This is a genomic window from Pseudohaliea sp. (genome assembly GCF_040217025.1).
Taxonomy (GTDB): Bacteria; Pseudomonadota; Gammaproteobacteria; order Pseudomonadales; family Halieaceae; genus Pseudohaliea.
Genome location: NZ_JAVJOA010000010.1, coordinates 65,101 through 77,207, shown reverse-complemented (window position 1 = coordinate 77,207; position 12,107 = coordinate 65,101). Strand labels below are relative to the sequence as shown.

The following is a 12,107-nucleotide window of genomic DNA, read 5'->3' as shown; positions in this document are numbered from 1 at the left end:
GGTCTACCAGGGCAGCTCTTCGCCCGAGTAAGTGAGTAGGCGGCCGCTGTCGCCGGTCGTCAGCCCGTCGATGACGCGGCGTATCCCGGCAACCGATTCCTGCGCGCTGATGGTGGCATCGGCGCCGCCCATGTCGGTCTGCACCCAGCCCGGATGCATGGCAATGGCAATGACTCCCTGCTCGCGCAGGTCGACACTCAGGCTGCGCATCACCGCGTGGATGCCCGCCTTGCTGCTTCGGTAGCTGTACAGCCCGCCGTCGTCGTTGCAGGCGATGCTGCCGAGAAAGCTGCCGATCCCGGCCAGGGTCCTGCGCTCGCTCGCCGCCACGTGGCTGCGGAAGGCCTGGGCACAGATAGCAGGTGCGACCACGTTGACCTCGAGCACGTGCAGGAAGTCCGCTGCGTCGAGTTTCCCCAGCTTGTTCGAAGCGGGGCTCATGACGCCCGCGTTGAGGATCAGGACGTCGATGGCGGTGCCCTCGAGCTGATCGGCCAGTGCCTCGACGGCGCCGCTGTCGGTCACGTCGAGTGGGTACAAGGTGACGGCCGGGTTGCTGTCGGCGAGCTCGCGGGCGGCGTCGGCGCCCGCGACGTCCCGGCAGGTCCCCACCACCTGCCAACCGGCTTCGCTGTACTGGCGAAGCATCTCGAGGCCGATGCCGCGGTTTGCGCCGGTGATCATTGCGGTAGGCATAGTGAACTCATTCCTTCTGTGGTCGACTTACCGGTCGTGCCCTTGCGGAAGCCGCGGGCACGCGCCAGTCTAGCAGCTGCCACCTTCAGTTCTGCATCGGCGCCGTGGCATCCCAGCGGAACCCGATGCCCCCGGCCTTCCAGACTCCCCGGCCGAAGGGATTGGGGCCGCCGATGTCGAGGACCTGCGGCAGGCCGTGGCCGGGCGCGAAGTTCTCGAAGGGGGCCTTGATCGTCGCCCGGTGCATGATGCGCAGCCCCTGCTCCGCGGCAGGCCGATGCGCCGCGCCGGCGGCCTTGTGCGCGACGGCGTAGTTGTCGATGAACACGCAGTCACCGGGCTCGTACTCGTAGGGGAGGGTGTAGCCCTGGTCGATGCCGTCGCTAAGGAGAGCGTTGTAGTCCCGGCAAAGTGCCGTGAGCTCGTCCTCATCGAGCAGCCGGTGTTCACTCCCCCCGGGCGAACTCTCAATCACCGCCCCGGTCATGCCAAGGTGCAGCCAGACGCTGCGCCGGCCGGAGACCGGGTGATCGTGCACCAGCGGGTGGACCACGCCGGTGGTCGCATTGACCGATGACAGCCGTTGCCACCGGGCCTGCGTTGCGGCCGGCAGCGCATCGAAGGCGGCACCCAGGTGAGCGAAGACAGTGCCGCCGCCGTGCTCCGGCACGCGCACCATGTGGTAGGCGACGTGGGAAAAGGGCGCCTCGCAGAACGCGCCGTCGTTGTGGAACAGCGGCCCCACGCCGAGGATGCCCTGGTGCTGGTCGTTGGACAGGCGAAAGATATGCCGGTTGCCGCCCGGCGTCGCCGGGTGCACGCCGTGGGTGGAGTGCAGAGCGCGACCACCCCACCATTGGCAGGCCTGCACCAGTTGCTCGGCGGTGAGCCCCTGCTGTCCCTTGAAGACGATGAAACCCCGGTTCGCCATCTCCGCCTCGAGGGCGGTGAGCACGGCATCCTCCGGCCGGTCGCTCCGCAGGTCGATACCCGCCAGGCTCGCGCCGAGCGGGGACAGGGGCTCGAGGCGGCCGCCGGCCTCTTCAAGGATGCGCAGGCGGTCCGGGTCCGGCGGTGGAACGGGTGTTTCGTGGGGAACGTCTCGGGTCGCCATGGGTACCTCCTTCGGTGCCGGTGCTCGCGCCTCCTCTGCTGAATGTAAGCCGGGCAGCCAGGACCCGGTGATCCCGCAACGATAACAGAGTGTCGCCCGGGCTAGTGCGCCCGGGCGCGCTATCCCGTACCCTCGGGCCTTGCGGGTCGCCGGTGGCCCGCTACCGGCATTCCCGCGGCACCGGGCACCTGGCCGCCTGTGGCATGGCAAGAGGTAAATCATGAGTGACAACACGTTCTTCCTGCATCACTACGAGGCGTCACCCTACGCCGAGAAAATCCGTGCCATGTTCGGCCTTGCCCGCCAGGCCTGGGGTTCGGTCCTCACCTCGCCGTACCCGCCGCGGCCGGACGTCGATCCGCTCGCCGGCGGCTATCGGCGTATTCCCGTGGCACAGGTCGGTGCCGATGTGTTCTGTGACACCGCGCTGATCGCGACGGAGGTGGCTGCGCTGACCGGGCGCGCAGAACTCGCGCCGACCATAGCGGATCCCGGCGCGCAGGCGCTCGCCGGGCGGGCGGAGGGCGATGTGTTCTTCGCCGCGATCACCTCGGCGCCGCCGCTCAAGCTGCTGGGCAAGCTGCTTTCCTCCGCAGGCCCGCTCGGCACCCTCCGCTTCATCCGCGATCGAACGGGGATGATGAAGGGGGCGAGCACCCAGCCGCCCCGGGGTGCGGAAGCGGGCCGGCTGTTCGATGCCTATCTGGCCGACCTCGATGTCCACCTCGCGGACCGCGACTGGCTCGGTGGCGACCAGCCCGGCTACGCCGACTTCTGTGCCTACCACCCGATCTGGCTCGCGCAGAGTGTCGGCGGCGCCGGTACCCTCGGGCGCTACGCCGCGGTGGGCACCTGGCTGGATCGCATGGCATCCCTGGGGCATGGTGAGCGCCGGGAAATGACACCGGAACAGGCCTTTGCAGAGGCGGCGGAGAGCAACCCGCGGGCACTGCCGGACGATCCGGGCGCGCACGAGGCGATGGGCAGCGAGGTGACGATCGCGCCGGACGACTACGCGCGCATCGGCGTCACCGGCACGCTGGTCGCGGCCACCGGCGAACGCTACATCCTTGCGCGGGAGTCGGAGCGCCTGGGTACGCTGCACGTGCATTTCCCGCGCGAGGGCTATGAACTGGGCTGAGCACCCTGCTCAGAGCAGGCCGAAACTCCACATGACGAGTGGCATGGTTATCGCGGCGAGCACCGTCTGGGTGGCGATCAGGTTGGCCATGAAAGGTGCATCGCCGCCGAGCTGACGGGCCAGGATGTAGCCGTTGGTGGCCGTGGGCGTCGCGGCGGCAATGGCGATGACGGCAAGGCTGACCCCGTCGACCCCGAGGCTCCGGGCGCTGGCGATCGCCAGGGCGGGCAGACCCAGGAGACGGACCAGAGACCAGCACAGCGTGGGTACGCCCGAGCGCCTGAGTGCGCCGAGATCGAGCCCGGCACCCGCCGCGAGCAGACCGAGGGCGAGAGCCGCCGCCGCAAGCGTCTCCAGCACCCGGTCGATCACGGCGGGAAGGACGAGGCCGCTCGCATTGATCAGTCCCCCGATCAGGCAGGCGAGCACCAGCGGGTTCCGGAACAGCTCCAGGAAAGGGTGTCGCTTGATCTCCCTGTCGCCGTACTGGCTGAACCCCAGGATGGAAATGACGTTCGCCGTCGGAATCATGGCCGCGGCGGCGACCGCCGTGAGCGCGATGCCCTCTTCGCCGTAGAGCGTGCCCGCGAGCGACAGCGCGACGAACGTGTTCCAGCGCACGTTGGACTGGATGATGCTGCCGACGGTGGCGCGGCGGATGCCCGGCCAGAGCCGCGCGCCGTGCCCTGCGACGGTCATGAGCAACTGCGCGCCGATCAGCGCCGCGGCAATGGGCCAGGGTGATTGCTCGAAGGGCGCGTTTGCCAGCACGCGGATGATCAGGCAGGGAAAGAGCAGGACGTAGCAGAGCCGCTCGATGGCCCGCCAGCCTTCCGCGGGCGGGCTGTTGCGCCGGGCGAGGAAATGCCCGATGGAAACGATGGCGATAACGGGCAGCAGGGCGAGGACGAAGGTCATGACACGATGCCGGGGGAGCGGGTGCGCAGGATACACCCGGGGCTCATCGACAGGGCAGCCGGCCCGGGTGCTTCAGTGCCGGGTCAGCGCGACACTGAGCAGCCAGCGGCTTCCGTCCTCGATCGTCGACACCTGGTGCTGGTAGAGGTCGGGCCGGAACAGCACCAGCCGACCGAGGAGGTTGAAAATACTGCGCTCACAGGAGAACTCGCCGCCGCGTCTCGGCTTTACCAGCACGCAGTTGAGCTTGTAGAGCCGTCCCTCTGCCACCATGTCGACGTGGGGCATGATGCGGTGCCCCCTGGCGTAATGCACGAGGTAGACGCTGAGGCGCCGGGACTGGAACAGGACCCGGTTCCTGACCCTGGCCCTGCCTTGGGATGAGCTCATGAAATGGATTGTACCAGTGACGACGGATGTGATGCGGAGTCGCGAAAGTCACGCCCGGCAGCAAAAAGGGGGCCAAATCGCCGTGGCTCCTCGGGTGCTCTCAACTGGCGGTGTTTGCACCGCCGGTCAAACGGAATAAGCATTTGTGCGGGAGAGGACCAGGCCAAGCCAGAGGAACCAGAGGATCTGGGTGAGCCCGAACAGCTCGGTCAGGATGTCGGCAGGGTAGATCGTGCCGATACCTGCGGCCCCGACAAGACACCCCAGGCAGTTCAGCCCGGGGGACAGCAGCCGGCCGCGCAGGGCAAGGAGGCTCACGAGGAGTACCCACAGACCCCCGACGAGCTCGTTCCCGCCCCCCACGCTGTCGCCGATGACGGACAGTGTTCTCCACAGCGCATAGGCGGCTTCCGGTTCTTCGCTGGCCAGGTGGATCGCGTGATCCAGCCCGACGGTAAAGATCATGCCGCTGGCGATGACGAGGGTGACCCACACGGCGCCGAAGAGCGAGGCCAGTGCGGCGAGGGGAGGGTGTGTGCGTCTCAGCAGCTCATGCAGGCCCACGACCAGGACCGCCAGCAGCACGCCGAACAGCACGTAGATCGAGAAATAAACGAACGAGACCTGCACCTTGTGCTCTGCCAGGAAGCGCATCTTCTCTTCCGGCGGGGCGGTTTCGGGGAAGGAAAAGAACGCGCCGAAGTACACGAACGCAGCGATGTAGGTGAATCCGAGCAGGAACGATGAGATGGCGGACGGAACGCGCAAACCGGTCATTGTTTTTCATCGCTTGGCGTGGACGTGTGAAGCGGCAGCTTACATGGGTTTCTGCGCTGCTGTCCCGGCACCCGGTTGAGGTGGCGGCGTGACGGTGCCAGTCAGCAGACGGAAAGCAGCAGGCGGCGCCTTTTTCGCCGATTCATAATAGTATGCTGTGAGCCGGGCGATACAGCGGGAGTGACGCAGGTGCGACAGGACGGGAATGAACCCTGCCGGCTGATACCGGCCGCGGCCGGCGGGCGCCGCGCTCGCAGGTCCGAACGACGTGCCTGCCCGGGGCCGGTGTGACTCCCGGGCGGCGCTCGCCGATGCCTCCCGAGGCGCCCCCGCGCACCGTCGGCTTCCTGGGCGTTGCGCTCCTGCCCGTGAACGGCATGATCGGCGCCGGCATCTTTGCCTTGCCGGCGGCACTCGTCGGTGCCGTGGGCGGCTTCGCGCCGTGGCAGATTCTCATCGGTGGCTTCATCTTCCTGCCCCTGGTGCTGACCTTTGCCTGGCTGGCCGCGCATTTCGAAGGCAGCGGCGGGCCGGTGCTGTTTGGCAAGACCGCGTTCGGACCCTTTTTTGGCTTCCAGGCCGGGTGGGCGCGCTATGCCGCCGGGACCGTCGCCGTGGCGGCGAACACGCACGTGATGGTGAGCTACTTCGCGGCGCTGTTTCCGTTCCTCGAAGACCCTATGCTCCACACCGCCGCGGTCGTGCTGGTGATCATGGGGCTGACGCTGCTATGCATCCTGGGCATGCGCCAGTCCGTCGCGGCGCTGGGGGTGCTGACGGCACTCAAGCTGCTGCCGCTGCTTGCGCTGGTGCTGTCTGCCGCTCTCGGCAGCTACCGCTCCGTTCCTTTCGTGCTCCCCGAGTTCAGCCACGTCGAGAGTGTGCTCCTCCTGTCTTTCTATGCCTTCATTGGCTTCGAGACCGCGACCATGCCCGCCGGCGAAATGCGCCGTCCGAAGCGCGATCTGCCGCGCGCACTGGTCGCCATGCTGGCCATGGTGACTTTGGTCTACATGGCCGTGATCTGGGCCTTCGGTGTCATCGCGCCCGAGGCGACTGAGAGCGGCAATGCGCTGGCCGACGCAGCAATGGTTTCCCTTGGGCCGATCGGCTCCCTCGCTATCGTACTCGCCGCCGGCTTTTCCATCGCTGCAAACACCCTCTCCGGCATCGTCACCATACCGCGCATGGCCTTCGGCATGGCGGAGGAGGGGATGTTGCCGGCGTGGTTCGGCCGCGTGAATCCGCGCTGGCTGACGCCCGCCAACGCGATTCTCTGCTACGGGGTGCTGGCCGCGCTGTTCAGTCTGTGGGGCGGTTTCGCGGTGCTCGCGGCGGCCAGCACGCTTACCCGGCTGCTGACCTACCTGGTGAGCGCCGCCGCGCTGCCGGTAATCGAGCGTCGCAACGGCATCCCCAACAGCCTGCACAGCGCCATGGCGTTTCTTGCCATCTGCCTGTCCTGCTGGATCGCGTCGCACGCCAGTACGTTGTCCTGGCTGATCTTTGCTGCGCTGGTGGCGCTGGGGACGCTGTTGTACTTTCTTGCGCAGCGCGCGGTGACACCGGTCGTCGCCGAGGGCGGACACGGCCGGTAGCATTACCTCTGCATCTTCAGTCGACGGGCTCAGCGCAGGGGTATGGCAATGGGGCGGAAGGGGGCGGCATCGGCCCCGCGGAGCTTTAGCGCCGCGGCAATGAAGGCGAACTCGTAGACCTCATCGCGAGCAAGGTCTTCCAGCCAGGCGAGCTCGATGATCGGGGCGCCCTGTTCTGCCAGCAGGTAGGTGTGTAGCGGCACGTAATCGGTGGCGAGTTCTGAAGGAAAGGCCTCGAGGCTGAGGTTGTCCGCGCCAACGATCATCGCGCCGGACTCCTCGATCAGGAAGCGTGCGGCCTCGAGGCCCAGTCCTGGCGGGTTGTCCATGTAGGCCGCCGCCTGCTCATAGCGAAGCATTCGGCCTGTGCGGATAAGAACGACATCACCCTCCTGCAAACGCACCTGCTGGCGGCGCGCCGTAGCGACAAGGTCCTCGCGGGTAACCCGGTAGCCGTCCGGCAGCATGGCGAGGTCCTTGGCCGCTGCCACGTCCAGCAGGATGCCTCGCGCGACGATCGGCGGCATGTTCTCCATGCCTGCTACCCGCCAGCCGCGATCGCCGAGATGCTCGCTGGCCGCGAAGTTGTTCCAGATCCTGCCATTGAGCCCGAAATGCGCGAGACCGTCGATGTGCGTGCCCGTATGCGTGTACATGGACACGGCCGCACCGGTGTAGCTGACGTGTTCGTTCATCGCGTTTCCCGTATTCAGCGGGTCATCGACCACCGTGCCGTGGGGCGTATGCGTCATCCAGATGCGATAGTGAGGGTCACCGGCAGCCTGCCAGCTGGGCATGCCGATGAAGTATTCGACGGACAGGTCATAGAGCCTGCCACCGTCCAGTCGCGACAGCACGGCGGCCCTGGAGCTGTCGTTCATGAGGTTCAGGCGGCCGATCTCATCGGCCGGGCCCCAGGGGCTGGTTCCAACGTTGCGTTCAGCGTTTGCAGTAAGCGAAACGCCGACAAGGAGTGCGATAGCGAGGGAAAGAGATTTCTGTTTCATGGTGTTCTCCTGGTGTGATTGCCCGGTCAAACCATAGCGTCGGGAGAAGCATTGATAATCGTCCTGTTTTGAAAGACTCTGTTTACGGATTATTACAGGTGAGCTCTCGTTGGAAGACCTTAACGATATCGCCGTGTTTGTTGCGGTCGTCGATGCCGGCAGCTTCACCCTTGCCGCGGAGCGTCTGAAAGTGTCTCGCCCGGCCGTCAGCAAGCAGGTGAGCCGCCTCGAGGAGAGCCTGGGAGTTCGATTGTTGCACCGCACCACGCGGCGCCTGAGCCTTACGGAAGCCGGACAGATTTTTCACGAAAGAGCGAGCCGGGGCCTGGACGGCCTCGCCGAAGCCAGGGCCGAAGTCGCATTTCTGCAGCAGAAGCCACGCGGCACGCTCAGGATCAACGTGCCGATGTCCTTCGGCATTCTTCATGTCGCCCCCTTGCTGCCGGAGTTTCTCCGCGAGAACCCTGAACTCTCGGTAGAGATGGACCTGAGCGATCGCAAGCTTGACGTGATCGAAGAGGGCTTTGACGTTTCGGTGCGTATCAGTGATTTGCCGGATTCCAGCCTCGTCGCACGTCGTCTCGCCCGCTGTCGGCATGTGATCGTGGCCGCGCCGGAGTACCTCGAGCGCCACGGTGAGCCGAAGACACCGGCAGACCTGCAGGCGCATGACGTGCTCGGTTACAGCCTGCAGCATTCGGCCTTGCAGTGGCATTTCCTGGCGCCGGATGGTCAGCCGGAACAGGTCACCGTCAGCGGACGGCTGCAGGCGAACAACAGCCTGGCACTTCGCGAGTCATTGCTGGCCGGGATGGGTATTGCGAGAACGCCGACGTTCCTGGTGGGGGAAGATCTGCAAAAGAACCGCCTTGTGACGGTGCTTGGCGACTATCGTTCACCGGAGGTCTCCATCTATCTCGTGTATCCACAGCGGCGGCACCTGTCGCCGAAGGTGCGCGCCTTCGCCGATTTTCTCGCCGTGCGTTTCAAAGATCCGCCGTACTGGGAATGATCCGCCTCGAAGCAGGATTCGTCAGCCTGTGTCACCAATCATTTTCTTCTGAGGACGATTATCCCGCCCTGCCTTGCCCGTAGTCTGCTTCCCCACCAACACGGAGGAGCAGAGCATGAGGACAGCGAGTTTAGGAACGACGGAGAGGAGTCTTACTGAGGCCGCTATTACGTCGCCGGGTGAGAGGGCGACCAATGCAGGGCATTGGCTCCTGGCACCACAGGGCCTGTTACTAGCCAGCGGGACGCTTCTCGGTCTGAAGCTGCCCCTGGGAAAGTTAGCAAGCGAAGCTGGCGTTCCGGCGCTCGTCTGGGCGGCGATAGTATCGGCAGGGGTGGTGCTGATGTTGCTGCCCACGCAGCTGACGCGCCGGGGGCTTCGGCTGCCTGGCGCCGTGGTGCTGCGATACACGGCAGTGTCGGCGCTGATCTCGTTCATCATCCCCAACCTGCTGCTGTTCACCGTCATATCCAGGGTGGGCGCGGGCTACACCGGCCTGATGTTCGCCTTGTCCCCCGTTTTCACCTTGTTGTTTGCCACGGTTCTGGGCATGAAGACGCCCGGTCGCCTTGGGATGCTTGGCATCGTCACAGGCTTGATCGGCGCGACCCTGGTGAGCCTGACGCGCGGTGTCTCTGCCGAGGGGCCGACACTCGGCTGGTTGCTTGCTGCGGCAGTGCTTCCCGTGGCACTGGCGACCGGCAATGTCTATCGCAGTCGGTACTGGCCTGCTGGCGCTGCACCGAATGCCCTGGCTTTCTGGGGCCATGCCGTCGCCACGCTGTTCTTTGCGGCGATCATCTTCGGAACTCAGCGTGAGCTTCCGCTGGAGGAGCTGGCAGCAATCAAGGAGCTGGTTGCGGTGCAACTTCTGCTCGCCGGCCTGAACTTTCCACTGTTCTACCGCCTGCAGCGAGATGGTGGGCCGGTACTCCTCAGCCAGGTCGGGTTCGTGGCCGCGGCGGTGAGCCTCATGACCGCCACCGTCTTCCTGGGAGAGCGCTACAGCCCCCTGACCTGGCTCGGCGCTGCAATCATCGGCGCGGGAATCTTCGCAACCGTCACGGCACAACGTCACGAGGCCCGAGGGGCTTTCTTGAAGGAATCTAAGTCAGTCAATCAGTAGAGGAGAGTCAGCATGAAAAGCAAAGCGAGCATTGCAGTCGTGTATCACAGCGTTACGGGCACCACTGCCAGGTTAGCCGAGGCCGCCTTGAGTGGTGCAGCGGAGGTCGATGGTATCGAAGCGTTTTCCGTCAGCCTCGAAGGTAGGGATATTGAGGCGGGCCGCTACCGCAACAGTGAAACGCTGGATGCGTTGAGCCGAGCCGACGCCATTATCTTCGGGTCGCCTACCTTCATGGGAAGCGTGTCAGCCCAGTTCAAGGCATTTGCCGACGCGACCAGCGAATTTTGGTTCCAGCGGCACTGGGCGGGAAAGTTCGCGGCTGGCTTTACCGTCGGCAACAATCCCAGCGGCGACCAGCTCAGCACCATCCAGTATCTCTCTGTCTTTGCCAACCAGCACGGCATGTTCTGGGTTGGCATCGATCTGCCCGGTGGTTTTGATGCGGCGGGTCGCAACCGCATGGGCGCTCAGAGCGGGCTGATCGCCCACGCGCCGGCAGGGATTATCGAAGGCGCCGACCTTGAAACGGCGCGCTACCTCGGCGCAAGGGTGGCATCAGTGGCCAGGCAGTATCACTTCGGGCAGTCACGATTCGGTGCAGCAAATCGGGATGTACAGTCCATGGTGTACTAGCACATGGCTCAATGCTGGTGCCCGCCCGGCCCGTGCGCATGCCGGTGGGCAATCTCCTCCCCGGTCGCAGCCCGAACACCGATGATCTCGATGTCGAACACGAGGTCGCGGCCCGCCAGGGGGTGATTCGTGTCGAGGTCGGCGCTGAACTTGCCGACCTTCAGCACCGTGGCGGGGCGCCGCCCCTCCGCGGTGTTGACCTGCACCAGCATGCCCGGCCGGAGGCGACCCTGGTAGAGCAGATGCCTGACGGGTACGCGCTGCTGCCGCGCCGGGTCGCGGTCACCGTAGGCATCCGCTGTATTCAGCGCGACGCTGAAGACATCGCCCTCGGCCCTGTCTTCGAGATTGCGCTCGAGGCCCGGCAGGAGGTTGCCCGCGCCGTGCAGATAGAGGCTGGGTTCGCCGTCCCGCGAGGTCTCGAGTTCCTCGCCGTCGGCATCGCGCAGGGTGTAGTGGAAAGAGACAACGCTGTGCCTTTGGATTTTCATTGCTATGCCTAAGAGTCTGGGCCAGTGCCGCGGGCGGCACGAGCCGTGCTTGTGTGCTGGCAGCCGTGTACGGTAATCCAGCGGCGGTATCCCAGAGGCTACCGCCGCAGTTAACCATGCTAGCAAGATGTTCCCGATTGTACTGTCTCGAGGAAATCTCCCGCGCCCGGACTGCACGCCGGCACATCAGCGCGGCCACGGAGCGCGGAGCTGGCGCGCGAGCGGGGTGTCAAGGCGGCTGGCGCGCCGAGATGATACCCGCAGTGGTGTTTCTGCAACAACGAGGTAAGCTGGACCTGATAGCGGTTAGCGTCATCCGGCCGGCGGCGAGCGACGGCCGGCCGCTGCCAACCTGAAGATAGTGCAGGGAGAACTGGCATGATTATCGACGCTTGGGGCCAGCACCCCACGCTGCGCCACAGCTCCGACCCGATGTTCGATTCCCTCCGCCGCTGGACGAAACAGCCTGTGCCGACAAAGGAAGTGCCGGTCAGCGCGACGGTCGCAGCCATGGACGAGGCAGGTATCGATAGAATGATGATCAGTGCCTGGCAGGCGCCGGCCCGCGACCTGATCAGCAACGACGAGGTCGCCGGTTTCGTCGAGCAGGCTTCCGGGCGTTTTTCGGGTGTGGGCTCTGTGGATATTTCCAGGCCTGTGGCGGCGGTGCGTGAGATTCGCCGCTGCGTCAGCGAGCTGGGTTTCAAGGCGATTCGCGTCCTTCCCTGGCTCTGTGACGCATTGCCGACAGACCGGCGTTTCTATCCTGTATACGTGGCCTGCGTGGAGGAGGGTGTGCCGTTCTGCACCCAGATAGGCCATACGGGCCCAATGATGCCCTCGGAAGTAGGGCGCCCGATCCATCTCGACAGAGTTGCGCTGGACTTTCCCGAGCTCGTCATCGTTGCGGGACACATTGGCTACCCGTGGACGGATGAGGCTGTCGCCGTGGCCAGCAAGCACGAGAACATCCATATCGATACTTCCGCGCACACGGTCAAGCGCTATCCCGCAGCGCTCGTCGATTTCCTTGCGGGCCACGGTCGGCACAAAGTGCTTTTCGGCACGAACTACCCCATGTTAACGCCGGCAGAAGCGATTGCTGGCGTCGACAAACTGGGGCTCACCGATGAAGGAAGGGATGCGTTCCTGGGCGGCAATGCCAAGCGTGTATTCAAGCTGGAAGCGTCGTAAATGACAG

Annotated in this window: 13 protein-coding genes; 6 read left to right on the top strand and 7 right to left on the bottom strand. The window is 65.2% G+C overall.

Annotation, left to right across the window (positions count from 1 at the left end; genetic code table 11):
* Positions 1–3: 3 nt before the first annotated feature.
* Together RKE50_RS11670 and RKE50_RS11665 are read right to left on the bottom strand one after the other, a co-directional pair.
* The gene (locus RKE50_RS11670) at positions 4–696 is read right to left on the bottom strand and encodes an SDR family oxidoreductase (protein ID WP_350036609.1); all 693 of its coding nucleotides are present in this window, start codon (positions 694–696) and stop codon (positions 4–6) included.
* A gap of 85 nt (positions 697–781) precedes the next feature.
* Positions 782–1,810, bottom strand: a complete 1,029-nt coding sequence (locus RKE50_RS11665; protein ID WP_350036608.1) for a TauD/TfdA dioxygenase family protein — start codon at positions 1,808–1,810, stop codon at positions 782–784.
* A 220-nt stretch (positions 1,811–2,030) separates the two neighbouring features.
* Between RKE50_RS11665 and RKE50_RS11660 the strand changes: the two genes are divergently transcribed.
* Positions 2,031–2,951: a glutathione S-transferase family protein gene (locus RKE50_RS11660; RefSeq protein WP_350036607.1), complete on the top strand. Its 921-nt coding sequence runs from the start codon at positions 2,031–2,033 to the stop codon at positions 2,949–2,951.
* Positions 2,952–2,960: 9 nt separating this feature from the next.
* On the opposite strand, the gene RKE50_RS11655 is transcribed toward RKE50_RS11660, so the two are convergent.
* From RKE50_RS11655 to RKE50_RS11645, 3 genes are all read right to left on the bottom strand, one after another.
* Positions 2,961–3,869: an AEC family transporter gene (locus RKE50_RS11655; protein ID WP_350036606.1), complete on the bottom strand. Its 909-nt coding sequence runs from the start codon at positions 3,867–3,869 to the stop codon at positions 2,961–2,963.
* 72 nt (positions 3,870–3,941) lie between these two features.
* Positions 3,942–4,259, bottom strand: coding sequence for a 2OG-Fe(II) oxygenase (locus tag RKE50_RS11650; RefSeq protein ID WP_350036605.1), 318 nt, complete (start codon positions 4,257–4,259; stop codon positions 3,942–3,944).
* A 126-nt stretch (positions 4,260–4,385) separates the two neighbouring features.
* On the bottom strand, positions 4,386–5,036 hold the full coding sequence (locus RKE50_RS11645) for a hypothetical protein (RefSeq protein ID WP_350036604.1): 651 nt from the start codon (positions 5,034–5,036) through the stop codon (positions 4,386–4,388).
* 311 nt (positions 5,037–5,347) lie between these two features.
* On the opposite strand from RKE50_RS11645, the gene RKE50_RS11640 reads away from it, so the two are divergent.
* Positions 5,348–6,634, top strand: a complete 1,287-nt coding sequence (locus RKE50_RS11640; protein ID WP_350036603.1) for an APC family permease — start codon at positions 5,348–5,350, stop codon at positions 6,632–6,634.
* A 29-nt stretch (positions 6,635–6,663) separates the two neighbouring features.
* Here the strand turns inward: RKE50_RS11640 and RKE50_RS11635 are convergent, their stop codons facing one another.
* Complete coding sequence (locus RKE50_RS11635; RefSeq protein WP_350036602.1) at positions 6,664–7,641, bottom strand: cyclase family protein; 978 nt, start codon at positions 7,639–7,641, stop codon at positions 6,664–6,666.
* Between the two features lie 109 nt (positions 7,642–7,750).
* Here RKE50_RS11635 and RKE50_RS11630 point away from each other — a divergent pair, with 109 nt between their 5' ends.
* The 3 genes from RKE50_RS11630 to RKE50_RS11620 all read left to right on the top strand — a co-directional run bounded on the left by RKE50_RS11630 (position 7,751) and on the right by RKE50_RS11620 (position 10,415).
* Positions 7,751–8,653: a LysR family transcriptional regulator gene (locus tag RKE50_RS11630; protein ID WP_350036601.1), complete on the top strand. Its 903-nt coding sequence runs from the start codon at positions 7,751–7,753 to the stop codon at positions 8,651–8,653.
* Positions 8,654–8,768: 115 nt separating this feature from the next.
* Positions 8,769–9,779: a DMT family transporter gene (locus RKE50_RS11625; protein WP_350036600.1), complete on the top strand. Its 1,011-nt coding sequence runs from the start codon at positions 8,769–8,771 to the stop codon at positions 9,777–9,779.
* 12 nt (positions 9,780–9,791) lie between these two features.
* Positions 9,792–10,415 carry a flavodoxin family protein gene (locus RKE50_RS11620; RefSeq protein ID WP_350036599.1) on the top strand — a complete coding sequence of 208 codons (624 nt, stop codon included), beginning with the start codon at positions 9,792–9,794 and terminating at the stop codon, positions 10,413–10,415.
* An 8-nt stretch (positions 10,416–10,423) separates the two neighbouring features.
* Here RKE50_RS11620 and RKE50_RS11615 read toward each other — a convergent pair whose 3' ends face one another.
* Positions 10,424–10,906 carry an FKBP-type peptidyl-prolyl cis-trans isomerase gene (locus RKE50_RS11615; RefSeq protein ID WP_350036598.1) on the bottom strand — a complete coding sequence of 161 codons (483 nt, stop codon included), beginning with the start codon at positions 10,904–10,906 and terminating at the stop codon, positions 10,424–10,426.
* Between the two features lie 378 nt (positions 10,907–11,284).
* Here RKE50_RS11615 and RKE50_RS11610 point away from each other — a divergent pair, with 378 nt between their 5' ends.
* Entirely contained in the window at positions 11,285–12,100 is an 816-nt protein-coding gene (locus RKE50_RS11610; protein WP_350036597.1) for an amidohydrolase family protein, read from the top strand.
* The last annotated feature ends 7 nt before the right edge of the window (positions 12,101–12,107 follow it).

What these genes read in the sequence shown, in the direction of transcription:
- RKE50_RS11670 (WP_350036609.1), bottom strand. Translation starts at nt 696, where the DNA reads ATGCCTACCGCAATGATCACCGGCGCAAACCGCGGCATCGGCCTCGAG.
- RKE50_RS11665 (WP_350036608.1), bottom strand. Translation starts at nt 1,810, where the DNA reads ATGGCGACCCGAGACGTTCCCCACGAAACACCCGTTCCACCGCCGGAC.
- RKE50_RS11660 (WP_350036607.1), top strand. Translation starts at nt 2,031, where the DNA reads ATGAGTGACAACACGTTCTTCCTGCATCACTACGAGGCGTCACCCTAC.
- RKE50_RS11655 (WP_350036606.1), bottom strand. Translation starts at nt 3,869, where the DNA reads ATGACCTTCGTCCTCGCCCTGCTGCCCGTTATCGCCATCGTTTCCATC.
- RKE50_RS11650 (WP_350036605.1), bottom strand. Translation starts at nt 4,259, where the DNA reads ATGAGCTCATCCCAAGGCAGGGCCAGGGTCAGGAACCGGGTCCTGTTC.
- RKE50_RS11645 (WP_350036604.1), bottom strand. Translation starts at nt 5,036, where the DNA reads ATGACCGGTTTGCGCGTTCCGTCCGCCATCTCATCGTTCCTGCTCGGA.
- RKE50_RS11640 (WP_350036603.1), top strand. Translation starts at nt 5,348, where the DNA reads ATGCCTCCCGAGGCGCCCCCGCGCACCGTCGGCTTCCTGGGCGTTGCG.
- RKE50_RS11635 (WP_350036602.1), bottom strand. Translation starts at nt 7,641, where the DNA reads ATGAAACAGAAATCTCTTTCCCTCGCTATCGCACTCCTTGTCGGCGTT.
- RKE50_RS11625 (WP_350036600.1), top strand. Translation starts at nt 8,769, where the DNA reads ATGAGGACAGCGAGTTTAGGAACGACGGAGAGGAGTCTTACTGAGGCC.
- RKE50_RS11620 (WP_350036599.1), top strand. Translation starts at nt 9,792, where the DNA reads ATGAAAAGCAAAGCGAGCATTGCAGTCGTGTATCACAGCGTTACGGGC.
- RKE50_RS11615 (WP_350036598.1), bottom strand. Translation starts at nt 10,906, where the DNA reads ATGAAAATCCAAAGGCACAGCGTTGTCTCTTTCCACTACACCCTGCGC.
- RKE50_RS11610 (WP_350036597.1), top strand. Translation starts at nt 11,285, where the DNA reads ATGATTATCGACGCTTGGGGCCAGCACCCCACGCTGCGCCACAGCTCC.